General features: G+C 35.5%; 26 protein-coding genes and 2 pseudogenes. 4 read left to right on the forward strand and 24 right to left on the reverse strand.

The genetic code is table 11. The annotated features are described in order from the left end of the window. The first annotated feature begins 92 nt into the window (after positions 1–92). Both AAIE21_RS07980 and AAIE21_RS07985 read left to right on the forward strand, forming a co-directional pair. Positions 93–551 (forward strand): Lrp/AsnC family transcriptional regulator, encoded by a 459-nt coding sequence (locus tag AAIE21_RS07980; protein ID WP_343266264.1) that lies wholly within the window; start codon positions 93–95, stop codon positions 549–551. Positions 552–647: 96 nt separating this feature from the next. Then, complete coding sequence (locus AAIE21_RS07985; protein WP_174099499.1) at positions 648–830, forward strand: DUF3913 family protein; 183 nt, start codon at positions 648–650, stop codon at positions 828–830. Positions 831–885: 55 nt separating this feature from the next. Here AAIE21_RS07985 and AAIE21_RS07990 read toward each other — a convergent pair whose 3' ends face one another. After that, positions 886–1,905, reverse strand: coding sequence for a CPBP family glutamic-type intramembrane protease (locus AAIE21_RS07990; RefSeq protein ID WP_343266479.1), 1,020 nt, complete (start codon positions 1,903–1,905; stop codon positions 886–888). A 230-nt stretch (positions 1,906–2,135) separates the two neighbouring features. Here AAIE21_RS07990 and AAIE21_RS07995 point away from each other — a divergent pair, with 230 nt between their 5' ends. Next, the gene (locus tag AAIE21_RS07995; protein ID WP_343266265.1) at positions 2,136–3,593 is read left to right on the forward strand and encodes an alanine/glycine:cation symporter family protein; all 1,458 of its coding nucleotides are present in this window, start codon (positions 2,136–2,138) and stop codon (positions 3,591–3,593) included. A gap of 35 nt (positions 3,594–3,628) precedes the next feature. Here the strand turns inward: AAIE21_RS07995 and AAIE21_RS08000 are convergent, their stop codons facing one another. From AAIE21_RS08000 to AAIE21_RS08100, 21 genes and pseudogenes are all read right to left on the reverse strand, one after another. After that, entirely contained in the window at positions 3,629–4,405 is a 777-nt protein-coding gene (locus tag AAIE21_RS08000) for an ABC transporter permease (protein WP_343266266.1), read from the reverse strand. Then, positions 4,405–5,307 carry an ABC transporter ATP-binding protein gene (locus tag AAIE21_RS08005; protein ID WP_343266267.1) on the reverse strand — a complete coding sequence of 301 codons (903 nt, stop codon included), beginning with the start codon at positions 5,305–5,307 and terminating at the stop codon, positions 4,405–4,407. Before AAIE21_RS08005 ends, AAIE21_RS08000 begins: the two co-directional genes overlap by 1 nt. A 14-nt stretch (positions 5,308–5,321) precedes the next feature. Next, complete coding sequence (locus tag AAIE21_RS08010; RefSeq protein WP_343266268.1) at positions 5,322–6,113, reverse strand: ABC transporter permease; 792 nt, start codon at positions 6,111–6,113, stop codon at positions 5,322–5,324. Then, on the reverse strand, positions 6,110–6,808 hold the full coding sequence (locus AAIE21_RS08015) for an ABC transporter ATP-binding protein (RefSeq protein ID WP_343266269.1): 699 nt from the start codon (positions 6,806–6,808) through the stop codon (positions 6,110–6,112). Before AAIE21_RS08015 ends, AAIE21_RS08010 begins: the two co-directional genes overlap by 4 nt. After that, positions 6,808–7,185, reverse strand: coding sequence for a GntR family transcriptional regulator (locus tag AAIE21_RS08020; RefSeq protein WP_343266270.1), 378 nt, complete (start codon positions 7,183–7,185; stop codon positions 6,808–6,810). The genes AAIE21_RS08015 and AAIE21_RS08020 overlap by 1 nt, the downstream gene beginning before the upstream one ends. Positions 7,186–7,314: 129 nt before the next feature. Beyond that, on the reverse strand, positions 7,315–8,532 hold the full coding sequence (locus AAIE21_RS08025) for an acyl-CoA dehydrogenase family protein (protein ID WP_343266271.1): 1,218 nt from the start codon (positions 8,530–8,532) through the stop codon (positions 7,315–7,317). Positions 8,533–8,545: 13 nt separating this feature from the next. Then, positions 8,546–9,733: a CaiB/BaiF CoA transferase family protein gene (locus AAIE21_RS08030; protein WP_343266272.1), complete on the reverse strand. Its 1,188-nt coding sequence runs from the start codon at positions 9,731–9,733 to the stop codon at positions 8,546–8,548. An 83-nt stretch (positions 9,734–9,816) separates the two neighbouring features. Further along, entirely contained in the window at positions 9,817–11,199 is a 1,383-nt protein-coding gene (locus AAIE21_RS08035; RefSeq protein ID WP_343266273.1) for a putrescine aminotransferase, read from the reverse strand. Continuing rightward, complete coding sequence (locus AAIE21_RS08040; RefSeq protein ID WP_343266274.1) at positions 11,200–12,693, reverse strand: aldehyde dehydrogenase family protein; 1,494 nt, start codon at positions 12,691–12,693, stop codon at positions 11,200–11,202. 213 nt (positions 12,694–12,906) lie between these two features. After that, positions 12,907–15,036 (reverse strand): sigma-54 interaction domain-containing protein, encoded by a 2,130-nt coding sequence (locus AAIE21_RS08045; RefSeq protein WP_343266275.1) that lies wholly within the window; start codon positions 15,034–15,036, stop codon positions 12,907–12,909. A gap of 136 nt (positions 15,037–15,172) precedes the next feature. Then, positions 15,173–15,421 carry a biotin/lipoyl attachment domain-containing protein gene (locus AAIE21_RS08050; RefSeq protein WP_343266276.1) on the reverse strand — a complete coding sequence of 83 codons (249 nt, stop codon included), beginning with the start codon at positions 15,419–15,421 and terminating at the stop codon, positions 15,173–15,175. A 27-nt stretch (positions 15,422–15,448) separates the two neighbouring features. Continuing rightward, on the reverse strand, positions 15,449–15,739 hold the full coding sequence (locus tag AAIE21_RS08055) for an SAV0927 family protein (RefSeq protein WP_343266277.1): 291 nt from the start codon (positions 15,737–15,739) through the stop codon (positions 15,449–15,451). A gap of 18 nt (positions 15,740–15,757) precedes the next feature. Continuing rightward, the gene (locus AAIE21_RS08060; RefSeq protein WP_343266278.1) at positions 15,758–17,056 is read right to left on the reverse strand and encodes a Glu/Leu/Phe/Val family dehydrogenase; all 1,299 of its coding nucleotides are present in this window, start codon (positions 17,054–17,056) and stop codon (positions 15,758–15,760) included. 204 nt (positions 17,057–17,260) lie between these two features. Further along, a complete protein-coding gene (locus AAIE21_RS08065; RefSeq protein ID WP_343266279.1) occupies positions 17,261–18,610 on the reverse strand; it encodes an APC family permease in 1,350 nt (449 codons plus the stop codon). A 404-nt stretch (positions 18,611–19,014) separates the two neighbouring features. Then, positions 19,015–19,983: a class 1b ribonucleoside-diphosphate reductase subunit beta gene (gene nrdF, locus AAIE21_RS08070; protein WP_343266280.1), complete on the reverse strand. Its 969-nt coding sequence runs from the start codon at positions 19,981–19,983 to the stop codon at positions 19,015–19,017. A 181-nt stretch (positions 19,984–20,164) separates the two neighbouring features. After that, the gene (locus AAIE21_RS08075) at positions 20,165–21,115 is read right to left on the reverse strand and encodes a ribonucleotide reductase large subunit (RefSeq protein WP_343266480.1); all 951 of its coding nucleotides are present in this window, start codon (positions 21,113–21,115) and stop codon (positions 20,165–20,167) included. 383 nt (positions 21,116–21,498) lie between these two features. After that, positions 21,499–21,933: pseudogene (locus tag AAIE21_RS08080) on the reverse strand (ribonucleotide-diphosphate reductase subunit alpha); the annotation flags it as partial. Positions 21,934–22,247: 314 nt separating this feature from the next. After that, positions 22,248–22,946 (reverse strand): annotated as a pseudogene (locus tag AAIE21_RS08085) (ribonucleotide reductase N-terminal alpha domain-containing protein); the annotation flags it as partial. After that, positions 22,933–23,292, reverse strand: coding sequence for a class Ib ribonucleoside-diphosphate reductase assembly flavoprotein NrdI (gene nrdI / locus AAIE21_RS08090; protein WP_241816068.1), 360 nt, complete (start codon positions 23,290–23,292; stop codon positions 22,933–22,935). The pseudogene AAIE21_RS08085 and the gene nrdI, both read right to left, overlap by 14 nt. Positions 23,293–23,836: 544 nt before the next feature. Continuing rightward, positions 23,837–24,154 carry a hypothetical protein gene (locus AAIE21_RS08095; RefSeq protein WP_343266281.1) on the reverse strand — a complete coding sequence of 106 codons (318 nt, stop codon included), beginning with the start codon at positions 24,152–24,154 and terminating at the stop codon, positions 23,837–23,839. Between the two features lie 24 nt (positions 24,155–24,178). After that, positions 24,179–24,373 (reverse strand): abortive phage infection protein, encoded by a 195-nt coding sequence (locus AAIE21_RS08100; RefSeq protein WP_343266282.1) that lies wholly within the window; start codon positions 24,371–24,373, stop codon positions 24,179–24,181. Between the two features lie 216 nt (positions 24,374–24,589). Between AAIE21_RS08100 and AAIE21_RS08105 the strand changes: the two genes are divergently transcribed. Continuing rightward, the gene (locus AAIE21_RS08105; RefSeq protein WP_343266283.1) at positions 24,590–25,168 is read left to right on the forward strand and encodes a GNAT family N-acetyltransferase; all 579 of its coding nucleotides are present in this window, start codon (positions 24,590–24,592) and stop codon (positions 25,166–25,168) included. Between the two features lie 37 nt (positions 25,169–25,205). On the opposite strand, the gene AAIE21_RS08110 is transcribed toward AAIE21_RS08105, so the two are convergent. Together AAIE21_RS08110 and AAIE21_RS08115 are read right to left on the reverse strand one after the other, a co-directional pair. Continuing rightward, positions 25,206–25,808, reverse strand: a complete 603-nt coding sequence (locus AAIE21_RS08110) for a histidine phosphatase family protein (RefSeq protein ID WP_343266284.1) — start codon at positions 25,806–25,808, stop codon at positions 25,206–25,208. Positions 25,809–25,903: 95 nt separating this feature from the next. Then, complete coding sequence (locus AAIE21_RS08115; RefSeq protein ID WP_343266285.1) at positions 25,904–26,062, reverse strand: hypothetical protein; 159 nt, start codon at positions 26,060–26,062, stop codon at positions 25,904–25,906. Positions 26,063–26,248 lie beyond the last annotated feature (186 nt).

Genomic DNA, 26,248 nt, shown 5'->3' on the forward strand with positions numbered 1-26,248 from the left:
AAATAAAGTAGGTTCTTTTTACATTTCATATGAATCTTTATTTATATATTTTCTTTACAAAAATTATTAATTTATTGGAGGTATATTTACAAATGCAATTAGATCGTATTGATCGTAAAATTTTAAATGAATTATATAATGATAGTCGCCTCTCTATGCGGGAGTTATCAAAACGAGTAAATTTATCCGCCCCATCTACTACAGAACGTGTTCGTAAGTTAGAAAGTGAAGGAATCATTCAAAAATATACAATTGATATTGATTATAAAAAAGCTGGACTTGTTTTAGACTGTATTTTAGAAATCACCTTAAAAAATGGTGATACAACGCGCATGCAACAATTCATTCAATCGTATCCATCCGCAAGTTTTTGTTATCGCGTAACAGGAAGCCTTTGTTATATCGTTAAAATTTCTGTTCCTTCATTAGTGGAACTTGAAGAATTTATTAATGATGTTTCTTCCTATGCAACAACCGTTTCTCATATCGTATTATCAGAAGTATCTCTTACTCCTGATATTGAACATATTTTTCCAGAAGAACAAAATTAATTTTTATTCATTTTTTCATAAAAAACCCCTTACAAAAAGAATAAAAATGTTTTATTATGTATTAAAATACATAAAATTCGAGAAAGGGGCATTACATTGAAAATTTGGTTTTACGAAAAGACGACTCAAGAAGATGATTTACTTGGCATTTGGGATAATGTTCCCACCATCCCTCGAATCGGGGAAAAGGTGGAAATTTTAAAAGCTGTTCGTACAGTGACAGATATTAAATATGTAAAAAACGGAAACAACTTCCACGTTGAAATTGTGATCCATTAAAATAGCAGCTCTCCTCAAATATATCGGAGAGCTGCTGCTTTTCGTTTTTATACTCTTATTGATGTTCTGCCCTCTTTATAACAATTTGATTATTCTCTATCGTAATCGCTACATAATCATTTTCTTCTAATCTAAGCTGATTCACAGCTTCATCTGGCAATTCTACAGCCATAAATCGCTCTGTTAACACGACCCGGCTATATATTTCATTTTGTTGCGATACTGATAGGATTTCCTTATCTTCATTAATAAAACGAAGAGGTGGTACCCCAACTTCTTTCACAGTTCGCCAATTCTTTCGAATAAAAGGTACTAACCATAGTAAACTAATAAGAATAACAACGAGCCCAATCCACAAATTACTTTGTCCTTGTAATTCAGCAATCGAAATGGCATCATTCGCTCCTTCACCACTCGTTAATTGGATTACAGTTGCAATACAATTATTCAATGCATGAACAGCAATATTCGTCCATATATTTTTCGTTTTTATGTAAAGAAGGCACATTACAACGCCAAATATAAAAGCACCCACAATATCAAAATGACCTAAACCAAAAATAAGAGAAGATACAATTACTGCTCGTTTTATTCCCCACTTAAACGCCATACGCTGTAAGAAGAAACCTCGAAAAATGACTTCTTCCATAATTGGTGCAAAAATACATGCTGAAATGAAACTAAATATTTGTGTGTAAATATTGCTCATATCAATTGCACCATTATCATTCAGCATATCAACGAGAAAGTCAGGAGAAATATGTGCTAGTATGTAAAATTGGATAAAAGATACACCGAATGAAAAAATCATTCCCATTATAGTTGCAACTACGATTAACTTCCAATTTAATTGTGACGATTTATCAAAGAAACTAGTAAATATAATATTATTTTTTCGTGTTTTTAAATATAACCATAGTAATGGAAATACAAAAAACACCGAAACTTGCATTGCAACATCCATGACACTGTCTGAAGCCCCCGCAAAGGTAAGCGGCAGCAGCGTTACTAACATCCCTAAAATCATCCATGCAAAAAAACTACGAAGTCGTATACGTGAAAATGCGTACTGAATAAAAAACACCTCCAAGATGATATATTTACATTGTAATATGAATATCATTAAAATTCTTCCTATTTTTCTCAATTCACTCTTAACTAAGGTACCTATTAAAATATATAATAACGAATCTACTTTGAGAAATTTCCTCTTTGCAAGATTTTCTGTTATAATGTTAAATGTCGCTTTTTATACCTATTTTTTTAAAACACATTATTTTGATAAGAATAAGGAGGATTACACATATGGATTTCTTTGAAAATGTCATTACTCCGATTCATAAGTTTATTACAATAACAAACGAATATTTATGGGGTTATATTTTAATTGCATTATTAATTATTATAGGTTGCTATTTCACATTCAGAGCTGGCTTCGTTCAGTTCCGTCATATTCGTGAAATGATCCGTTTACTTGGTGACGGAGCGAGTCCTTCAACGCGTAAAGCGCAGAAAGAAAAACATGGTGTTTCTTCATTCCAAGCGTTCTGTATGAGCACAGCATCACGTGTTGGAACAGGTAACTTAGCTGGTGTCGCAATTGCTATTTCTATGGGTGGCCCGGGAGCTGTCTTTTGGATGTGGTTAATTGCTATGATCGGCGGAGCATCTGCTTTTGTTGAAAGTACACTTGCACAAATTTATAAAATTAAAGACGGCAAAACATTCCGCGGTGGTCCAGCGTACTATATGGAAAAAGGTTTAAACAAACGCTGGATGGGTATGATTTTCTCCGTTTTAATTACCGTTAGTTTTGGACTAGTTTTTAACGCTGTACAAGCCAATACCGTAACTTCTGCATTCGACGGAGCTTTTCATATTGATTCAAAAATCGTTGGGATTTCATTAGCTGTACTATTATCTGTCGTTATCTTCGGCGGTGTAAAACGAATTGCACGCGTCGTAGAAATGATTGTACCAATTATGGCGATCATTTACGTGGCGGTTGCACTATTTGTTGTCGTGACAAATATTACATTAATTCCAGAAATGATAAAAGAAATTTTAGCACATGCATTTGGCATAAAAGAAGTTGCTGGCGGTAGCTTCGGTGCAGCAGTTTTACTTGGTGTTAAACGTGGTTTATTCTCAAATGAAGCTGGTATGGGTAGTGCACCAAACGCAGCAGCAACTGCTAACGTAACACACCCTGTTAAACAAGGTTTCATTCAAACACTTGGTGTCTTTACAGATACATTATTAATATGTAGCTGTACTGCTTTTATTATCCTTTTATCAGACGTCCACACTGGAACTGATTTAAATGGGATTCAGTTAACACAAGAAGCGTTAAAAATGCATATCGGTCCTTGGGCTCCAATCTTTGTCGCTGTAGCAATCTTCTTATTTGCTTTCAGTTCCCTGATCGGAAATTACTACTATGGCGAAACAAATATTGAGTTCTTAAACGGAAGTAAAACAACACTTATGATTTATCGTATCGCTGTAATTGGTATGGTATTCCTAGGTTCTGTTGCTACAATTCAAGTTGTTTGGGATTTAGCCGACCTATTTATGGGCGTTATGGCAATCTTCAACTTAGTTACAATCATATTCTTAAGCAAATACGCATTTGCAGCATTAAAAGATTATATGAAGCAAAAAGAAGCTGGAAAAGACCCAGTCTTCTACGCCGACAGCATTCCTGGTTTAGAAAACACAGAATGCTGGGATCGTGAAAAAACAGAAGAAAAAGTTGGTTAAGAAAAATCCCCGCGTTAAAGCGGGGATTTTTTCTATTATAATACATCACGCTTTTGGAATAAGGCACTTGATGCAACGAGTAATACTACAAAATAAGCAAGCACTAGCAATAATGATGTTGTAAAATTAAATTCTGGAAATGGTGGTGTAGCACCGCCACTAATTAGTTTATTACCATCATATATACTTAAATCCAAATGTGAGAATACAACAAACTTAGCTACTCCTTTACCAAACATCATGAGCATCATGCTAATTGCTCCTTGCAAAAAGAATAGGAACAGTGCAATGATTAATGGTAATACTGATTTTCGAAAAACATTTGCCAAAAAGAAGGCAAGTGTCGCAAAGAAGAACGGAGACACAAGTTTATATAGGATCCCTTTAAGCAATACCCCTAGCGTTAATTCTGTTTTCCCACCATCCATAACGATTGCACCAATAACCATCGCGATTAAGGTACCTGAAACGATAACAAACAGCATTGCTAATAAAACTGAAACATATTTAGAAAATAAAATCATAATTCTTTTTCTTGGGCGAATTAACAGCTGCTTAATTGTTCCTTTTTGGAACTCATCAGTAATCGTACGTGAAGCAATGGTAATACCAAAGATTGTTGCAAATAAAATAATTAAACCAATATCTAACTGTGTAAAGTCTAAATATGTTCCATTAAAATCCTTAGCTTCACCCCACTTTAATATAAGAAGGACACCTAAAATTTCTAATGCAGCAATCACACCTATCAATATATACATACCTTTTTTCGCATGTAACTTTAAAAACTCATTTTGAATTAATTTTAACATTATGCTCTCACTCCCCTAGTAATCGCTAGGAATTCATCTTCTAACGTTTTATTTTGCACTGTAACGCCATATACAAGTACATCAGCATGCACAAGTTGTTTTACAATTTGCGGAATCTTTTCTTTTGCTACAGAGCTCACAACCACGCTTCCTTGTACCTTACCTTTAATGATTTCATTCGCTTTCTGAATTTGATCTACTTCAAATGACACTGCAACCGTTTCAGCATGCTTCGTTTGCTCATGTAAGTTATACTCTTGTACAAACTGACCTTGCTTAATAATAACCACACGATCACACATAATCTCAATTTCACTCAATAAATGACTTGATACGATAACAGCAATATTGTCTTCTTTCGCTAATCGTTGTAAATAATCACGAATTTGACGAATACCAGCTGGATCTAATCCATTTGTTGGTTCATCTAAGATTAAGATTTTCGGTTGATGAAGTAACGCTTGTGCAATACCTAGACGTTGCTTCATTCCAAGTGAATATGTTTTTACCTTTTTATGAATCGCATGCTCGAGTTCAACAAGCTTTACAATTTCAGCAATTCGCTCTTTACTAATCGGTGTAACTGCCATATTCGTAAAATGCTTTAGATTTTGCATTCCTGTCATATAATCATATAGTTCTGGATTCTCGACAATCGCTCCAATTTGTTCTAACGCCTTTTCACGTTCTGTACGAATACTATGACCACAAATTGTAATATCGCCTTCTGTCATTGAAATCAGACCAGTCATCATCCGAATTGTCGTCGTTTTCCCGCTCCCATTCGGTCCAAGAAAACCATATACTTCCCCTTCACGAACTTCAAATGAAAGACCACGAATAATTTCGTTTTTCCCTATTTTTTTATGGACGTTTTCTAATTTTACTACTACATTTCCCAATGATTGTTCCTCCTTTAGACTTCTAGTTTTTTATCGATGATATAACTTGTTATTACCACCAATAAAAAAATTGACAATAAACTAAAAATTAAATAAGAAATATTCGAAGCATCACTAAAATAAAAAGATGTTTTAAAAAAACCATTTTTATCTATAACCCCAACATTTTTTATAGAAAATATATAACCATTTATTTTATCTAGCATATTAGTGATAACAAATTGAACTCCACCGAAAACAATAAATAAGATGATAAATAGCATTTTATTTAATGCGGATTTCAAATTAAATAGTTTTACGACTATGATTAGGAAATACAGAGAAACTAATGTACTCACTAAATCTATATTCCATAAGAAAATAGAAAACAGATGGTGTAAGAACCCATAATTATATAAACTATTAATGGCTTGTTTCAACTCTCCATTCGCTTTATTCTCATATATATTTATAGAAAGAAGATGTAAAAAAATAATTCCTATTACTGATAACAGGGTAAACATGATTACAAATAATAACAAATGTGCATATATATATTTCCTAGATGGAATTGCTGCATACCGAATCATAGTCCCTCTTACTACTCGTCGAAAAGAAAAAATTGCTAGTAAAAAGATAGAAAATGTAACTATACAAAATAATAATATAAATACGATTAATGCTATATCTTGTCTAATTGACAGCCTTTCTCCTGTGCATCCCTTTATATTAAATAACAGAATTAATGAACTCGTTATAAACCCAAAGTAAATTAACCATATCTTCTTTTTATTACAATTGTATAAATACCGAAGTGTTTGACTCATTTTCCAAACACCTCCTTAAATATCTCAGTCACGGCTTTCCCTTTTTGAAAACGCAGTTCTTCCACGTTTTCATGCAGTACAATTTCGCCATCCTTTAAAAAGATGACTTCATCAAAAATATTTTCAATTTCACTAATTAGATGCGTAGAAATTATAACTGTACAATCTTCACGATAAAATTGAAGAATAAGATCTAGCATATGCTCTCGAGAAACAGGATCGATTCCTCCGAGGGGTTCATCTAATATATAGAGCTTTGCTTTTCTTGAAAATGTTAAAATAAGTTGCAACTTTTCAATTATCCCTTTTGATAAAGCTGTAATTTTTTCTTCTAACGGTATTTTAAATGCAGCAATTGTATCCACTGCTTTTTGCATATCGAAATCTTGATAAAAATCGCGATAGAAAAATATTGCATCTTTTACAGTCATCCATTCATCGAATATAGGAAGATCTGGCATAAACGATACAATCTTTTTCGTTTCTACCCCAATGTTCCGATCTGCAACTGTAATATTTCCTTCTGAAGGATGTTGTAAACCTGCGATCATTTTTAATAATGTCGTCTTCCCACTGCCATTATCTCCAACAAGACCAATAATTTTCCCTTCTGTAATCGCTAGGTTTACATCTCGAATAACTACCTTCAAACCATATCTCTTCCATAATTGTTCAATACGAAGTAAATCTGTCATCATTTCCCCTCCCTTTTCTCTTCTAATGAAGAACGAAGAATCGAGAGGATATCCTCTTCTGAAAAACCTAAATTATCCATTCCATTTATAAAAGAATGAAGCAACTCTTTTGCCATATCTTTCCGTAGCTCCATAATTTTCTCCCCTTCGCTCGTTACATATCTTCCCATCCCTCTACGTGTCACAACGATACCTTCTCTCTCTAGTTCTTGAAATGTACGCTGAATTGTATTTGGATTGACTTGCAACTCACTTGCTAATTCACGTACAGAGGGAATTTTGTCACCAGGTAATAAATGACCTGTTACAATTTCTTTTTTTATATATTCCATCACCTGAATATAAATCGGTATGTTAGGAGAAAACTCAATTTTCATTTCCCCCCTCCTTTTGTCTTAGTGTACTAGTTAAATAGTACACTAAGACAAAGGATATGTAAATACTTGTAATTTTTAAAAATAAAAAAGGTAGTACCATATATATCGGCACTACCTTTCTTCTTAACCTTATTTCGTTACCATTTCTGCTTCACTTTCTTCAAAAGGCCACTTCGGTAACATATTACGGAGTTCCTTATCAGAACGATAACCAAGTGCGTATTCTCCCTGCATAATAGTATGAATCTCACGTGTTCCTTCGTAAATAACTGGAGCTTTTGCATTTCGTAAATATCTCTCTACTGGAAATTCATTTGAATATCCATATGCCCCGTGCACCTGCACTGCATCATTTGCTGCTTCAAATGCAGCGTCACAAGCGATCCATTTTGCTAAAGACGTTTCACGTGTATTACGTTTCCCTTCATTTTTTAGCCACCCTGCTTTATAGACTAGTAACCGTGATATTTCAAGATTCGCAGACATTTTCGCGATCATTTGCTGCACAAGCTGGTGTTTTCCAATTTCTTTACCAAATGTTTTTCTCTCTTCACAATACTTTACACTCGCTTCTAAGCTTGCTTGAATAAGTCCACACGCTCCCGCTGCTACCGTAAATCGCCCGTTATCTAATGACGCCATAGCAATTTTGAAACCTTCTCCTTCTTCTCCAATCAGGTTTTCCGCTGGCACTTTTACATCATCTAAGAACACTTCACCTGTATTTCCGGCTCTAATACCAAGCTTTCCTTTTATTGCTTTTGTTGATACTCCAGGAAATGTTCGCTCTACAATAAAACAAGAAATACCGCGATGCTTTAATTCTGGATTAGTTTTGGCAAATATTAAAAAGTGATCTGCAACATCACATAACGAAATCCACGTTTTTGATCCGTTTAAGACGTAGTAATCACCTTGTTTTACCGCAGTTGTTTGCATCGCAACAACATCTGATCCTGCATTTGGTTCCGTTAAACCGAACGCCCCAATCTTTTCACCTTTCGCTTGTGGAACAAGATACGTTTGTTTCTGTTCTTCTGTTCCCCACTGTAAAAGTGTCATACTATTTAAACCCGTATGTACAGATACAGCTGTGCGGAATGCTGTGTCACCGCGTTCTAATTCTTCACAAACAATAGCGAGCGTATTATAGTCCATGCCCACTCCGCCATATCGCTCTGGTATACAAACACCCATAAATTGTAGTTCTGCTAAACGCTTCAAAATCTTTTCTTCGAAATGCCCTTTTTCATCCCATTCTTTAATGTGTGGAATAATTTCATTATCCACAAATGACCTCACTACTTTTCTAACACTTTGTTGTTCTTCTGTTAACGAAAAATTCATTTGTACTGCCTCCTCATACCCATTGATTTTCTGTCATTTTCATAATGACTTCCTGAGAATATCCTAATTTCTTCAAAATCTTCTCTGTATGTTCCCCGTAGAGTGGCGGATGTTTCTGCATCTGAACCGGTGTCTTTGAAAGCTTTAATGGTGAACCCACAAGTTTAAGGTTTTCGATTGTCGGGTGTTCCATATGAATTGTCATATCTCTCGCCACTGCCTGCTCTGCTTCTAGCGCTTCTTTCACATTGAGAATTGGTCCATTTGGAATTCCCGATTTATCCAAAAGTTGTTTCCATTCCTCTTTCTTTTTCTTCTTCATTTCTTTTGCAATTATATTTACAAGTTCATCTTTATATTGAAGGCGAGCTGCATTGGTTTTATAACGTTCTAGACTGGATAACTCTTGTCTACCAAGTAATAAACAAAACTTATGAAACTGTTCATCATTCCCAACCGCAACAACAAGATCCCCATCCTCCGCGCTAAACACTTGATACGGGACAATATTCGGATGCTGATTCCCAAGTCTCTCTGGTAATTCACCTGTACACAAATAATTACTTGCTACATTTACTAATGCCGCTAATTGTGAATCAAATAAAGAAATATCAATTTCTTGTCCTTCTCCCGTCCTATTTCGGTGGTGCAAGGCAGCTAAAATCCCGATGCACGTAAAAAGACCTGTGAGTACATCTGAAATGGCAACCCCTACTTTTGCAGGCTCTTCATCCCTTCCTCCCGTTATACTCATAAGCCCGCTCATTGCTTGAATCATATAATCGTAACCTGGAAGATGCGAAGCAGGACCATTTTGTCCGAAACCACTAATAGAAGCTAAAATAATATCTTCCTTTACCTCTTGTAACACTTCATAACCAAGTCCCATTCTCTCAAGTGTTCCAGGTTTAAAATTTTGTACGACAATATCCGCATGAGAAACAAGCTTTTTCAAAACGCCTTTTCCCATTTCTGATTTTAAATTTAATGTTATCGACTCTTTATTACGATTTGCACAAAGAAAATAAGCGCTTTCTCCCCCTACAAAAGGTGGCCCCCATCCTCTTGTATCATCGCCATTTCCTACATTCTCAACTTTTATCACTTCGGCCCCTAAATCACCGAGAATCATCGTACAAAAAGGACCAGCAAGAACCCGAGATAAATCAATAATTGTAATCCCTTGTAGTGCTCCTTTCACTCCTTGTCCTCCTATAGTAAAAACCAGTAAAACCAATGAGAAAGAACGGCAACATGGTAGTTTTACTGGTTTGTATTTATACGTTATTGTGCTTTTACTTGCGCTAACACTGACTTAAATGCATTGATTACCGTATCTACCTCTTCATAACTAATTGTAAGAGACGGTTCAATACGAATGGTTTTCGAGTTAATTAGTGTTCCCGCAACAAGAATGCCTTGATCAAACATTGCTTTCGATACTTCATATCCAATCTCATCTTTATGAAACTCAATCCCGATCATTAAACCTTGGCCACGAATTTCAAAAACTTTGTCTTCATGTCCTTCTGCTGCTTTTTTCAATCCGTTTAAGAAATACTCCCCAACTTCCGCAGCTCGTTCTGGTAATTTTTCTTCCAATAACACATGGATTGTTGCAATTGCAGCAGCACATGCAAGTGGATTTCCGCCAAACGTTGTTGTATGCATGAATGGATTATCGAACCAGCTTTTGAATACTTTTTCTTTCGCCACAATTGCACCTGCTGGCATTACGCCTCCACCAAACGCCTTCGCAAGACAAATAATATCCGGCACAACATCATATAATTCTGCAGCAAACATTTTCCCTGTGCGTCCCATTCCAGTTTGTACTTCATCAAAAATAAGTAATGATCCGAATTCATCACAGAGTTCTCTTACTTGTTTCAAGTAGTTTTCTGGAGGTAAAATAATACCACCCTCGCCTTGAATCGGCTCTAAAATAACAGCTGCAACATCTTCTCCTACTAATGCACACGTTTCAAATGTTTTTCTCATCATATCAATATCACCAAATGGAACGTGACGGAAACCTGGAATTAATGGTAAGAATGGTTTACGGAACATGCCTTTTGCTGTTCCAGATAATGAACCCAGACTCTTTCCGTGGAAAGCGCGTGTGGTTGAAATAAAAGTTGTTCGTTCACTGTACATTTTTGCTAGTTTTAATGCCGCCTCTACACTTTCCGTCCCACTATTTGTAAAGAAAGCATATTTCAAGTCACCAGGTGTAATATCAGCTAAAATTTTTGCAAGAATCGCACGAAGCGGGTCTAATAAGTCTTGACTATGCAAAGCTTGACGTTTTAACTGATCTGTAACAGCTTTTACTACTTTCGGATTACGGTGACCAACGTTATAAATACCGAAACCACCTAAACAATCAATATATTTTTTACCATTGATGTCCATGAAGCAAGATCCTTCATCAGACCATTCTACCGCTGCAAATTGTCCATCTTTTGTTACTGTTTTTCTATATGCAAGAAAACCAGGATTTACGTGTTCTCTAAATCCATCTACTGTTTCTTTTTGGATCCAGTTCGCCTCTTCTTCAGAGACCTTCTCTTTTTCAATTAATTGTAGTACTTTCGTAATATACTCATTTACATTTGAATCTTTTACATCCTGCTCATTAAATTTACTTTTCACATTCGTTCCCATCTATTTCACCTCTACAGTCTTTTTATTTGCAAACCAACCAATTGGTTCTACTTCTAAATTTATATTTATCTGCTTAATTTCTTGGAATTCTTCTAATCCAAATGTTCCTAAACTACGGCCAATACCACTTTGTTTATATCCACCCCAAGGTGCCTCGTTATATGTTGGATGATAACTATTAATCCACGTAATTCCTGCGCGAAGCTTGCGGATTACACGCATCGCTTTTGCACCATCAACTGTAAATACCCCTCCAGCTAAGCCGTAATCTGTACCATTTGCTAGCTCAATTGCTTCCTGTTCATTTTTAAACTTTTGAATCACTGCAACAGGACCAAAAATTTCTTCCTGCACTATACGCATATCTGGTTTTACATTGACAAAGACCGTTGGTTCAATAAAGAAACCATCAGCTTTCCCATCCGTAGTAATACGCTTTCCTCCGCAAGCAATGTCTGCTCCTTCGTCTTTCCCAATTTCGATATAGCGTAATACTTTTTCCATATGCTCTTGACTTACAAGTGGTCCCATCTCTGATTCTGGATTATCACCAGGTCCAACATTAATTTGTTTTGCTCGTTCTACAAAACTATTAACAAATCTATCGTAAACGCTTTCTTGTACAAGGATTCTTGATCCCGCTGAACATACTTGTCCACTGCCTGCATAAATACCAAACAATGCATAATCAACAGCCGTTTCAAAATCTGCATCTGCAAAAATAATATTTGGAGATTTCCCGCCAAGTTCTAGCGAAATCTTTTTCATATTATCTGCTGCTGTTCTCATAATATGTTTTCCGGTTTTCGTTCCACCTGTGAAAGAAATCATATCTATTTTACCGCTTGCAGCAATCTCATTTCCTACTGTTGGTCCAGCGCCCATTACCATATTCGCAACACCTTTTGGCAACTCTACTTTTTCAATTATTTCGAATAGTTTTGTTGCAGTGATTGGTGTCACTTCAGAAGGTTTAAACACAATCGTGTTTCCAGCTGCTAAAGCAGGTGCAATTTTCCAGACACTCATTAATAACGGATAATTCCAAGGAACAATTAAACCACAAACACCAACTGGCTCTCTCACAACCATGGCTTGCATCGGATCAGCTACATGATACGTTTGTCCATCTGGCTTTGTAATCATCCCCGCATAATAGCGGAAACAAGCTGCTGCATCTCCAATATCTCCTTCTGCCTCTCGATACGTTTTTCCATTATCCATTGTTTCAAGACGCGCAAGTTCTTCCAAATTTTTATCAATTTCATCTGCTATTTTAAATAAATAAGATGCTCTTTCCGCTGCGGAAGTTTCTGACCAAATTCCGCTATCAAAAGTTGCTCTCGCCACTTCAATCGCGTATTTCGCATCCTTGATCGTTCCTTCAGGTGCATATGCGATAACCTTGCCATTCGCAGGGTTAATAATCGGTCTTTTCTCTTGATTACTAGAATCTCTCCATTCACCGTTTAGATACATTTTTAAATCTAGCACTGTATATACTCCCCCTTTGTCGATCGTTCATATATTATATAAGCAATAATTGTGCCAATATTTAAAATGCGAAGTAATCATACAAAAACTGACTATTTCCTCAAATAAAACGTAAAGGCTTATGCATTTTTGCATAGGTTATGATATTTCGCATAATTACAACAACATAATAAAAAAAGGGAGAAGTCCAATGTAGACTCCTCCTTTTTTCCTTTAAAAATACGAAATTGTATCAACCGCCACTTCCTTTTCATTCACGATTTTTTGATATTTACGGCTAACAGAAGACTGACTTATCCCTAGAGCCTTCGCTGCCTTCGTTGTTGTTTTATACTGCTTCATCGCAAGCAAGATTAATTGTTCTTCTACAGAATGCAATGCTTCTTGTAATGGTAAAACTCTTGTAATCACCGGCTTTGATTTCTTAAAATCATATCCAGGAGTTAGAAATTTACTAACAAATTCAGCATCAATGACTGAATCATCTGCTGATACCACTAAACGTTCAATCATATTCTGTAATTCTCTTACATTTCCTGGCCACGAATAAAACTCTAGTAAATTAAGTGCATCCGGAGTTAAATGATAATTTTTATTATATTTTTCGTTTAACTGCTGTAAGAAATGAAACGCAAGTATTGGAACATCTTCCATCCGTTCTCTAAGCGGGGGAACTTGCAAGGGAATTACATTTAAGCGATAAAATAAATCTTCCCGGAACGTGCCAGCTTCCACCATTTTTTCAAGACGTTTATTCGTGGCAGCAATAATTTGAACGTTTATTTTCGTAGGTATCGTACTTCCAATTGGAATTACCTCTTGTTCTTGCAACACCCTAAGTAATTTCACTTGCAGATGTAAAGGCATTTCTCCAATCTCATCCAAAAATAAAATCCCTTGATCTGCTCGCTTAAAATATCCTTCTTTTCCATTTTTATCAGCCCCAGTAAAAGCACCCTTCGTATAGCCGAATAGTTCACTTTCTAACAATGTCTCTGGAATCGCACCGCAGTTTAATTTTAAAAACGGCTTTGAAGATCTGCTTCCAAGTTGATGAATGGCTTGTGCAATAACTTCCTTTCCAACACCGGATTCTCCTGAAATAAGAACATTTGAAGAAAAATCAGCTATTTTTTTTGCTTGATTAATAATTTGCTCCATTTTCGGACTACAATAAATCAATTTCTTAAGAAAGCGATCTTTATTTTTAAAGCTGTCCAGCTCTTTCTTATATTGTTCAGAGATCTTTTTTATCTCATGCAATTCCGTCTTTAACCTTGTTGCCTCTGTAATATCCCTTGATGCAATAATAATGCGATGAAGTTCTCCACCTTCATTAAACACAGGATTTCCAACTGCTAATATCTTTCTACCGTTTTTTGTCTCTTGTACAATCGATACTTTTTTCTTTTGTTCTAGCACTAGTCGTGTAACAGATGGACTAAATAACCCTTTTTTCTCTAAATCTAAAAGGTTTTTGCCTAAAAGATCCTTCAAATTTCCTCCCCAAAAATCATTGATAACGGTTTCACTATAACGAATTAATTCCCCTTTATGATTAACAACTAATATTTCATCATAAATGCTAGATAGAATTGCATGTAAATCTTTATTTAAATCCTTTATATATTCAATTTCCATAGCCATATCCTCAACCATCGGTAAATCTTGCACAATAATAACCATTCCTTCAATTTTTTGGTCAAAGTTAGGAATCGGACTGTAGTCAACTAATACTCCCATCTCATTTGTGATTTGCAATTGATTTAAAATCGTTTTTCCTGTTGCAAATACATTGTTAATATGTTCCCCATTAAAAATCTGTTCTGCTGATACATTCAGTACTTTTTCAGGAGTAGATTTAATCATCTTTAAACCAGATTCATTACAATTTACAATTTTCTTTTCACGGTCTACTACAAAAATCCCCATTGGAATAGACGTTAAAATGATTTTCAGTATATCGACACTTTTATTTTCTTGTTTAAATAGTTCTGCAAAAACATCCTCTCTTCTTATGTACCCCGTTAACTCTCCTATTTCATTTTTCACTATGGCAATGGGTGCCCCAATAATTTGAAAGAGAGCTGTTAAGGAAATATTTTTGCTAAGATGACAGATTGTGTCTAGTGAAACAGCATTTGAAATTAACGTTTTAGTGGTTAAGCATTCACTTCTTGATAGCAGCTCCTTAACATGGACATATGCAACTAACTGGTCTTCTCTTTTTAAAAACAGAAAAGATTCTTTCATATTTTCAACATCTATATTCCATTCCTTTTCAGATTGATCGATAGGCAGAGAAACAATAGGTCTAATTTTGTTATGAGCAATGGAAAACATTCTGCTACTCCTCCTTTAAATTGCTTAACTTGTATTGTATCATTAAAAACGAATTTTTTTAATTAATCTGACAATATACATTTTTTACTTAGTTTAATAAAAAAAGGAAGATGAATAGTTCCATCTTCCCCTAAAATCAATCGCTACCACTAATTGGAATATCTTCTTGAACATAAGCTAGTACCATCCCCGGAATTACTCTATCTCCTGCTTCCACTTCCAAAGACTGTACTTCTCCACTACACCCCATTTTAATTACCTCCACCTTGCCATTCATATTTTTAATAGCGAATAGTGGTTCCCATTCATAAATTCGAGAGTCCTTATTAATAGATACTTTTTCAACCGTTCCATAGCATGGACTTGTAACAATCTCATAATACAAAATGCATCATTCCTTTCTTTTTTTCTATTAATATTGTTCTGCTAACATTTGTGACTGAAGGATCATATGAAAAAAGCTCTGAAATTCCTCTATATCCTCTACTTCAATCCCTAGCTTAGGTGCCCAGTATTGTTCCTCTGCAATATCCTCTTGACTTAATAGAATCATTCTTCCATTTTGAATAGAGGTAACCATTGCTTTTCCAAAAAACTGCTGTGAATACGTAACTGCTATATCATATCGATGATGATTTGATACAATACAGTAATAGCCAATTGATTGTTTTTCAATTTGTTCTAGTAAAATATCCAGCTTCATATGTTCCCTCCCTTTATACTAAAAATGCAACCATCCTCGAAGGCGCGACGCTTCTACAATCTTACGAACCCCTTCTATATAAGCGGCAATTTTCATATTTACTCCAAAACGTTTTGACGTATTGAATACATTAGAAAAACTAGATGTAATTTTCTCTTTTAAGCATTGGTCAACATATTGCTCTGTCCAATAATATCCTTGATTATTTTGGCACCACTCAAAATAAGAAACAATAACTCCTCCAGAATTCGCTAAAATATCTGGAACAACTAAAATATCTTTCTCTTCTAACATTGTTATCGCCTCTTTTGTTGTCGGACCATTTGCAGCCTCAATGACAATCTTACACCCAAGCCTTTCTGCGTTATGTTTCGTAATCACTCCTCCAATTGCTGCTGGAATGAGTACATCACATTCCTTTTCTAACAATTCTTGGTTAGAGATTGTTTTATTAAAGAGGTTCGATACAACGCCAAAAGAATCTCGCTTTTCTAGTAAATACGGAACATCTAAACCGTCTGGATTATAAATGCCACCTAAAGCATCCGATACTCCTACTACTTTCACACCAATATCATATAAATATTTTGCTAAATAGCTTCCAACATTACCAAACCCTTGAATGATTACTCGCATATTTTGAAGTGGAATATGTTTTAGCTCACTGACCAATTGAAGCGTATAAAACACTCCTTTAGACGTAGCTGTTTCCCGACCTTGTGATCCTCCTAGCATTAATGGCTTTCCAGTAATAAAACCTGGAGTGTCAAATTCCCTAATATGATCATATTCATCCAGCATCCAAGCCATAATTTGCGCATTTGTATACATATCAGGTGCTGGAATATCTTTAGTAGGTCCAACAATTTGGCTTACCGCTCTTACATAACCACGGCTAAGTAATTCTAGTTCTCTAAAACTCATCTCCTGCGGATTACAAATAATCCCGCCCTTTGCACCTCCATATGGAAGTCCCGTCACTCCACATTTCAAACTCATCCAACCAGCCAGCGCCTTTACTTCCTCTGCTGTAACATCTGGATGAAACCGAATACCGCCTTTTGTTGGTCCTGCTGCATCATTATGCTGAGCACGATACCCCTGAAATACTTTTGTTCTTCCATCATCCATTCGAACAGGAATACTTACTTCTAAAAAACGCATCGGCTTTTTAAGAAAATCGAATACTTCCTCTGGATAACGCAAAGCCTGGAGTGCTTCTTTTAATATAGCCTGAAATTCCTCTAACGGATTTTCTACCTCAACTTTTCCTTGAATAGATTGTGTTACATCTTCTTTTTCTGATTGAACTGCCACGATAACACCTCATTTATTTATTTTTACTAGTACTAGAAAGCAATAATCATGCCAAGTGATAAAATCATGTTAACCCTATCGTTTTAGCCTTCTCATTTATATTTTTTCTTCCCTTCCTTATGAATCGTTGAATGATTTATGCAAACTTGCATGATTTTAAAGTTTCCAAAATAAAAAACATCGGACATCCCGATGTTTTTTATTTTACATTTCCTGCACTTCTTCAAAATGCATTTGCGGGGGAGCTGAACGAAACATGTTCGTAATATATAGAAGATAACCGATTCCAATAACAGCCCAGCTAAGTCCAAGAATAAGTGAGTGAATATTGAGGTTGAACCAAAGTACAGCGACTGTCCCCGCCCCTAAGATAGGCATCACTAAAAAATTAAAAAAGTCTTTTACTGTTTTATATCGTTTTTGCTTAATCACATAGTAAGAAATGACCGATAAATTAACAAATGTAAATGCTATAAGCGCTCCAAAGTTAATAAGAGATGCTGCTGTTTCTAAATCGATAAACATAGCGGAAAGCGCGATAATTCCAACAAAAATAATATTATAGACCGGCGTTTGTAAACGAGGATGAATGTATCCAAATATTTTCTGCGGGATTACATTATCTCGCCCCATTACATACAATAATCGCGACACACTTGTATGAGAGGCTAATCCAGACGCAATTGTCCCCATCAATGTTCCTACTAAGAAGAAAGCTTGAAATAATTTCCCTCCGACGTATAACGCAATTTCTGGAGCCGCTGATTCCTTGTCTTTAAATACAGATACATCAGGGAAAAAGGATTGTGTAAAGTACGTTGTAACAATGAATAGAATTCCGCCAATTAAAGCGGTAAGAAAAATCGCTCGAGGAATCGTCTTCTTTGCGTTTGGTGTTTCTTCTGCAAATGTAGTTACTGCATCAAAACCTAAAAATGAAAAACAAAGAATGGTAGCTCCTGCAACTAACGGTGATATTTGTATATCTGATTGGAAAAACGGCTGAATGGAAAAAACTTCTCCTGTTCCCTCTCCCGCTAACAAGCCTTTTATAACGAGAAAAACAAACACAGTCATTACTAGTACTTGAAATGTTACTAAGAACGTGTTGAAGTTGGCAGCAACATTTACACTAATAATATTTATAAGTGTAATCATTAGAATAAAACCAACAACCCATATCCAATCTGGAACACTTGGAAAAAGTGCCGACATATAAATTCTCGTTAATAACGCGTTCACCATCGGTAAAAACAAATAATCCAATAACGCTGACCATCCAACAAGAAATCCAAGCCTCGCACTAATTGTTTTTTGTGTATACGTATAAGCAGATCCTGCAGTAGGAAAAACCTTTACCATTTTGCCGTAGCTTGCAGCTGTAAATAACATTCCCACTAATGCAATAAGATAAGCTCCTGGAACATGCCCGCCCGTTTTTTCAGAAACGATTCCAAATGTATCAAAACCTACCATTGGTGTCATATAGCCGACCCCTAACATGACAATTGACCAAAGCCCTAACGAACGTTTTAAACCAACTACTTTTCCCACCTATCATTCCTCCTACTTTCTCTATCTAATTTCCATGTAAAGTTTGATAATTGTACAGAAAACGCTTTCAATGAACTACAAAAGTTTTATCATGCATTATAAGATCTCCCTCTTTTTTGTTTTTTAAATATTCATGCAATTTTTGAGCCAAAATTTCTTGAATGAAAAAATTTATTAAATAGCCCTATTTATTCACGCTCCAACGAAACGATAGGTGGGATTATTTTTCTAATCGTTCCTTTCATTTTCTATTCATTTCGACATAACTTATTCAACTTCTCATACTACTAACTTTAATAGATCAAGGAAGAAAAACTTATCAAGAAATAATAACATTATGTAAACTATTCACACACAAAAAAAACTGCCTTTACATGAAAGACAGTTTTTTTCAATCTTATTTATTAAAAATCAAACACGAAATCATCATCTGATAATTTTTCAACATTTGTTGCTTTTACATACCCGTTTCCTTTTACAGAGAAGAAATCATGGTTTTTCGTATCTGTACGTAAACCGTTTAATACAATTGGGTTAATTTCTTCCTCTTCAAAGCGTGGTTCTAATCCTAAATTCATAAGCCCTTTATTCGCATTGTAACGAACAAAGCGGTTTACATCTTCAACAAGACCAATGGATGTATAAATTTCTTCTGTGTATGCCATTTCAATTTCATACAGTTCCATTAATAGTTCTTGTGTTTCTTTTTGTACTTCTTGTTGCTCTTCTGCAGAAAGTTCTGCAAAGATTTGTTGTGCTAAAATACCGACGAATACGCCGTGAATGCTTTCGTCGCGAATTATTAAGTTAATAATTTCACCACTTGCAGTCAACTTTCCTTGTCCTGCTAAATATAGCGGATAGAAAAATCCACTATAAAACAAGTAACTTTCTAAGAATACACTCGCTACCATAGCCATATATAATTCTTTTTTCGTTACTTGTGGCTTTAATAAGCGGCGATAGTAACCTGTAATAACGCCTGCTTTTTTCTCAAGTAATGGATGACTATCTACCCATTCGAAGATCTCATCAATTTCTTCTTCTGTTGCAAGTGTCGTAAAGATATGACTATAACTCTTCGCATGGACTTCTTCCATCGCTCCCATGAAAGCTAGTACACTTTTCGCTTGTAAATTCTCAAGATGAACAAGTACAAGTGGCATCCCTTCGCCGCCCTGTTTTGTATCTAGAAGTGTTAAACCACCTAATACACGCTTATAAGCAATTTGCTCTTCTTTTGATAATTGCGCCCAAGTATTTTTGTCAGAAGATACTGCGATTTCTTCTTCTGTCCAAAATTGAGCGATGTTTTGCTTCCAAAACATTAAACTAAAATCGTCTTCTTTTTTGTTCCAGTTTACCGCGCGCATTGAATCGCCCCTTCTCTATCAATAAGCTCTTCTAACATGCGGTAAAGCTTTCAGTTGATAATGAAAACTTAACCGCATGTTAGACGTCTTAAATTTTATAACTAAGCATGAGCAGGGTCAGAAAAACCCTGCTCATGATGTCTTGCTCTTTATTTTGTATATTAATCAATTATAGTTTGCATCAAACTGTACAAGCTACACATTCTTCCACACTTAATTTACGCGTTCTTGTATAATACAGGCTCTTCAAACCTTTTTTATGTGCATAAATATAATACCGTGCTAATTCACGCGTAGAAATATCACTATTTACATACAGAATTGTACTAATTCCTTGGTCAATATGCTCTTGAATTTCTGCGATTAAATCAATTAGTTTAAACTGATTCATATCATAAGAAGATTTATAATACCAGAATGTATCTTTTGATAAATATGGCATTGGATAATATGTTGTCGCATTTGCATACGTTCTTGACTCGATTTGACTTACGATCGGCATTACACTTGAAGTGGCATTTTGCACGTAACTGATTGATTGTGTCGGAGCGATGGCTAATCTATATGAATTATATAAACCATTCTTCTGCACTTCTTCTTTTAGACTTGTCCAATCTTCTTTTGTTGGAATATAGATTCCTTCAAATAACTGCTGTACTTTCTCAGTTATCGGACTGTAATCTGTTGTCTCATACTTTTCAAAGTATGTGCCGTTTGCATAATCCGACTTATCGAAGTCTTTAAATGTTTCGCCTTTTTCTTTCGCAATACCCATACTCTTTTCAATCGAGTAATAGTTTAACATCATAAAGAATGTGCGAACAAATTCCTTCGCTTCTGCACTTTCATAAGCAATTTTATTTTTTGCTAAATACCCATGTAAGTTCATTGCACCAAGTCCAACTGAATGAAGCTCGTCATTTGCTTTTTTCACAGTTGGTGCGTTGGGAATAACAGTCATATCAGAAACAGCTGTTAAAGCTTCCATTCCTGCATGAACCGCTTCACGAATTTCTTTATTCTCCATTACGTTTACAATGTTTAATGATCCTAAGTTACAGTTAATATCACGACGGATAATATCATCTGTACCATAGTCGTTAATTTCGGATGTTTCTTGTAACTGGAAGATTTCGGTCTCTAATGTTCAACTGAGGTCGCTACTCTCAGCCCGTTGCTCAAGCAACTGCTGTATGTCACCATACAGGACAGACTATATCATCACCTACAGCATAACCTGATTAGGTGCTCCGCTTTTCGAACGCCAATTGCTTGCGTCCTACTCCCATCTGGGATAGTCGTTAGGCTTTTACTTATCTTAATCTTTCAGAAAGTCTCTTATTATTTTATGTTGTTCTGTAATTTATGCACTATACAAAATAATAAGATACCTTCTGAATCGTATATGATTCATTCTAAGATAAGATTTAGCACGGTAGGTTACCTCTCATCGAGGCTTTCCCCGTTTAACGGAGTTTTCGACTAGCATTTCTACTAGAAGGTGCTACATAGTTAACACAAGTTCGACATCTTCACAGTTCCAATATCTTTTAATGGATGTTGCTTATTTGCATTTGATTTAAACATTAAGTATGGATAACCAGACTCAAGCTGAATCATTGCAATTTTAATGAGCATATCACGTGCACTAATATCAAGTGGCTTCTTCTTCACTTTTGGATTGTTCATTAGTTCATCGTACATTTCATCAATATCTATATCATCTAAATGTTTTCCGTACTCTTTATATACTGTATATGGTGCGAAAACATGGAATGGTTCGTTTTTCTCTGCAAGCTCAAAGAACTTAGTTGGAACGATAATACCGATTGATAGAGACTGAATACGGCTCTTCTCGTCGGCATTTATTTTTTTTGTATCGAGGAATTCTATAATATCCCAATGGAAAATGTTTAAATATACTGCTCCGGCACCTTTTCTTTGCATATTGTTACTCCATACCTTTAAAACGTATGGGGGATAGTCATTTCTGCTATCCTCTCTATATCGCTATAGAGTTCAGACCATATCTTCTTCTCACCTACAACCTTGGTTTGAGAAGCCAGGTTCGAGCTATATAGTCACCTACATAGCCACTTGGTCGTTGGACCTTCTCCCTATCTAATAGACTTAGGAGCTCGGCTGCTGATTTCCTGCAATCTTGGATTTTTAGGGGGCGCTACGTAATTTCTTCGTAGTATCCTGCCTCGATATACTCAGGCGTTCCAGCAATTGACCCGGTTTTATAGTTGAGCCATAAGTTAACCCAACTGATTCGCATATGAAAACGAATCTTCAAGCAATTTCATAACTGGTACAACACCGCTTGCAGCGTTATCAATGCCTTTAATTTGCTCACCGCGTGCGCGTAGTTTGGACAAGTTTAAAGCTACTCCTCCGCCAATTTTCGATAACTGCATCGCCGTATTAATATTAAATCCAATCGAATTTAAGCTATCATCCATCTCTAACAAGAAACAAGACACCATTTCTCCTCTTCTGCTTCTTCCCGCATTCAAAAAGGTTGGTGTCGCTGGTTGGTAGTTTTGTTTTACAATCATGCTTGCAAATTGTTTTGCTTTGTTAACATCGCCGCGTCCTAAGTATAGTGACACAATTGCTACACGATCTTCGTAGCTTTCTAAGTATTGTTTTTGATCATTTGTTTTTAACGCATAATCCTTATAAAACTTAGATGCCGCCATATAAGATTGGAACTCGAAGTTTTCACCGTATGCAACGTTATATACTTCCTCTACTTCCTCCAACTTATACTCGTCCAGAACGTTGTAATAGTAGTCATGTTCATTCATGTACTCAATTCGCTCTGCCACGCTCTCAAAATGAACGGTATTCGCTCTCGCTTCTTCCATAAAGACTTCTAATGCTTCTTTATCCTTATGAAGCTGATAGAAACCGTCTTGCATTTGCGTGATTTCATTATTCAGTTCAATGTGTCGCAATCTCCCGCACCCTTTCTTTAAAATATTCTACATCTTTATTTGTTCCAGATAACTCGAATTTTGATACAATAGGTACTTCGTATCTGGTTGAGATTTTATCTGCACTTGCTCCGAACATATCTCCCCAGTTGCGATTGCCACTTGCAGATACGCCTTTTAAATTTGCATTATTGCGCTCTAAAAATTCTAAAACACGTTCCGGCACATTTCCAAAACCTGTTGTATACGTAATAAGAACAAAATCTTCGTCTAATACTAGATTCTCATTAATTTGAACGGCCGGCATATTTAATTTGTGGATGAAACGCTTCACGTTTCCTGTCATAGAATCATATGCAACCAACATTTCCGACCCTCCCCTTCTTTCTTTAATATCTAGATGTCGTTTCATGATTTCCCTATATATTGTATTACGTTTCAAAACAAGACACAAGATATATGTATAAATTCTTTCTTTTTTTAACTTTTACTTTTCGACATAGCATGTCGTTTTTTTTCAATACAAAGACTATGAAACAACATTCTAAAACTCATGTCAATAAAGTGCTTTTCAAAAAAGTTGTCAACGAATTTAACCATTTTCACAAAAATGTTACCAATATTTTTTGTAAAAAAACGATAAATGCTGGAGAAACTTATTTCTCCAGCATCACACAAAAAAGAACAGACTTTAAATTGTAATCTGTTCGAAACCGGTTACACATTATTTAAATCACACAAGCGAGGAATTCTCCCCTTGTGGATGAAACATTTATTATATCGAATACATATACTTTCTTTTTTGTTACACAATAAAAAATATCACTATAATGAAAAGGAAATTTATTATGGCACACCAATTTATTCGTTAGTGTGATAAGAATTTCAAAAAACTGTACACAAAGCATCAATCATTCGCAATGTTCAATACGTAAAATATCCTTTATAAATAAATGATGAAAATTTTCATCTCTATCTTGCATGGTAAACACTGGTGCTTCTTCATCAAAATATACAACCATTCCCTCTACATATTGATTCATATGCTGAAATTTCACAGTTGCTCGAATTTTGGTTTCTTGCTCATATGCTACTTTCAATTTTTCTATAACTTCTTTTGTACGTTTTCGTTTCTCGGGAAACATAACCATTCCTACAAATCGTTTTCCTGTGCCATCTTTCCACATGTAATCCCAGTGCGGTAAAATACCTTGTTTAAATTCTCCCATAATTCTCCTCTCCTTCTCCTTCTATTAAGAACGCGGTGTTTCCGTATATGTATAAATAATTTTCCCGCCGCGCTGTGCATTCCCACTGAAATGTTTAAAATCTTCTCGATTTACTACAACCTCACGAAACGTATAAAATACATCCTTAGTTACAATATACTCTTCTATCTCTCCATGTTTCAGTTGATCTAAAATCGTATTTGCTAATTGTTTATCCATGTATTTCACCTCTCTGCAATATTTTATCCTATCTTCTGCAAGTCGACAATGTTAAATTTCTTACATTCAAAGCAAATATCGTATACTACCATAGCGGTTCCACATGCGAAATCCATTCAACATTTAAGCTTATCCTATAAAATTTAAGAAATTGGTGAATCACTGGTTGAAACTTTATTTTATGTTACAATAAGAATAACAACTAGGAGGGATAATATGATTCGGAAAGCAAAAAAGACAGATGCGAAGGCAATAGCTCCTTTATTGTATAACGCTCTGCATGAAATTGCTGAAAAAATCACAGGTGCGAGGGTAGAGACAGAAGTACTAACAGGGCTTGAAACTTGGTTTTCAAAAAGAGAAAATCGACTTAGCTATGAGAACTGTTTCGTTGAAGAACAGGATGGACAAGCAGTTGGAATCATCGTAGCCTATCATGGCAGCCATGCAAAACAATTAGATACGCCAATTGTAAAACACTTACGAAAAATACATCAAGATTCATCTATTACGCTAGAAAAAGAAGCTGAGCTCGATGAATATTATATTGATACCTTATCCGTTTCAAGTGCATATGGCGGACAAGGTATTGGCTCAAAATTAATTCAAGCAGCAGAAAATGATGCCTATGAAAAAGGCTATGAGAAAATTGCATTACTTGTAAATTTAGAAAATAAGCGAGCTTTCTCTTTATATAAAAAACTTGGTTACCAAGAAGATAAAACCGTTATGCTTGTTGGAGAGCCATATGCTCATTTAGTGAAACCACTATATAAAAAAGCTTTCGTTTCTTAAAGAAAAGCACACGATTCTTTATTGTAATCGTGTGCTTTTATGTTAAATTGGTGTTCAATATATTTCCATTCATCGCTTCATGAAATGTATATGCTGTACAACTCCACGGTTTCCTATGAAAAATGGGAGGACCAGACCATCCCCTAGCACGAAGTTCAGTCCCAATCATCGTATTAAAATAACTATGCCCTATGAGCACAATATGCCCATGTACGAGCGCATACCCGACTAATGTATCAGCTGCTTGCTTCGCTCTTCCTTGTGCTTCATGATAGGACTCAACACCTTTAGAATATCCAACTATCCATAATGCACGTCCTATAAATGTCCATACTTCTAGTTTGCATTTCACCCATTTCGGAACAAAGAAGCTAGATGGCACTTCAGCCTCTCGAAAAAGAGAACTTTGTATAAAGGAAAGAGAATTCGTTAATTCTGCTGCTGACTGTACCGCGCGTTTTTGATCACTCGTTACAATAAGCTTTGCAGATTCAATTGCTTCAACCGTTTTAATCGGTATATCCGTACTTTTTTCCATACCGTCTAAATCGTATCGTTCCATCCATTCACGAAACGATACTACTGTCATTGATTCTGTAACATTGTTCAAGCGACCGTGACGAATAAAAGAAATTCGCATCTTCTCCACTCTCCATTCACCGCTCATCACCTATATTTATTATGCACTGTTTCTTATTGTCATCATACCACGGAGAAAGAGAAAGGCATACTTCCTTACATATCCGCACCACTCTCATGAGTAATAGAAGCATGTATACCATCTAATCCATCAAAATATGCACCTGTTTCATGGCTACGAATTATTTTTAATTGCTTATATGAAAATAAGAATAAAAGAATCATAATAAAACTTCCGACAATTTTAAATACCATTTTTACCGCCCCTAATTTATTATACCCCTATATACTGATATAAGCACTTCTTTCTCCCGTTCCCTCTCCAAAAATAGAAAAATACTTTATACATATCTTACGAAAAATGACTATTTTTTGAAATTTTATCATGGAAACATTTACAAACAGGGGAATATAGTTCAAAATAAAGGGAAATAAAAAAGA

The organism is Paenibacillus sp. 102, from assembly GCF_039549175.1.
Taxonomy (GTDB): domain Bacteria; phylum Bacillota; class Bacilli; order Bacillales; family Bacillaceae_G; genus Bacillus_A.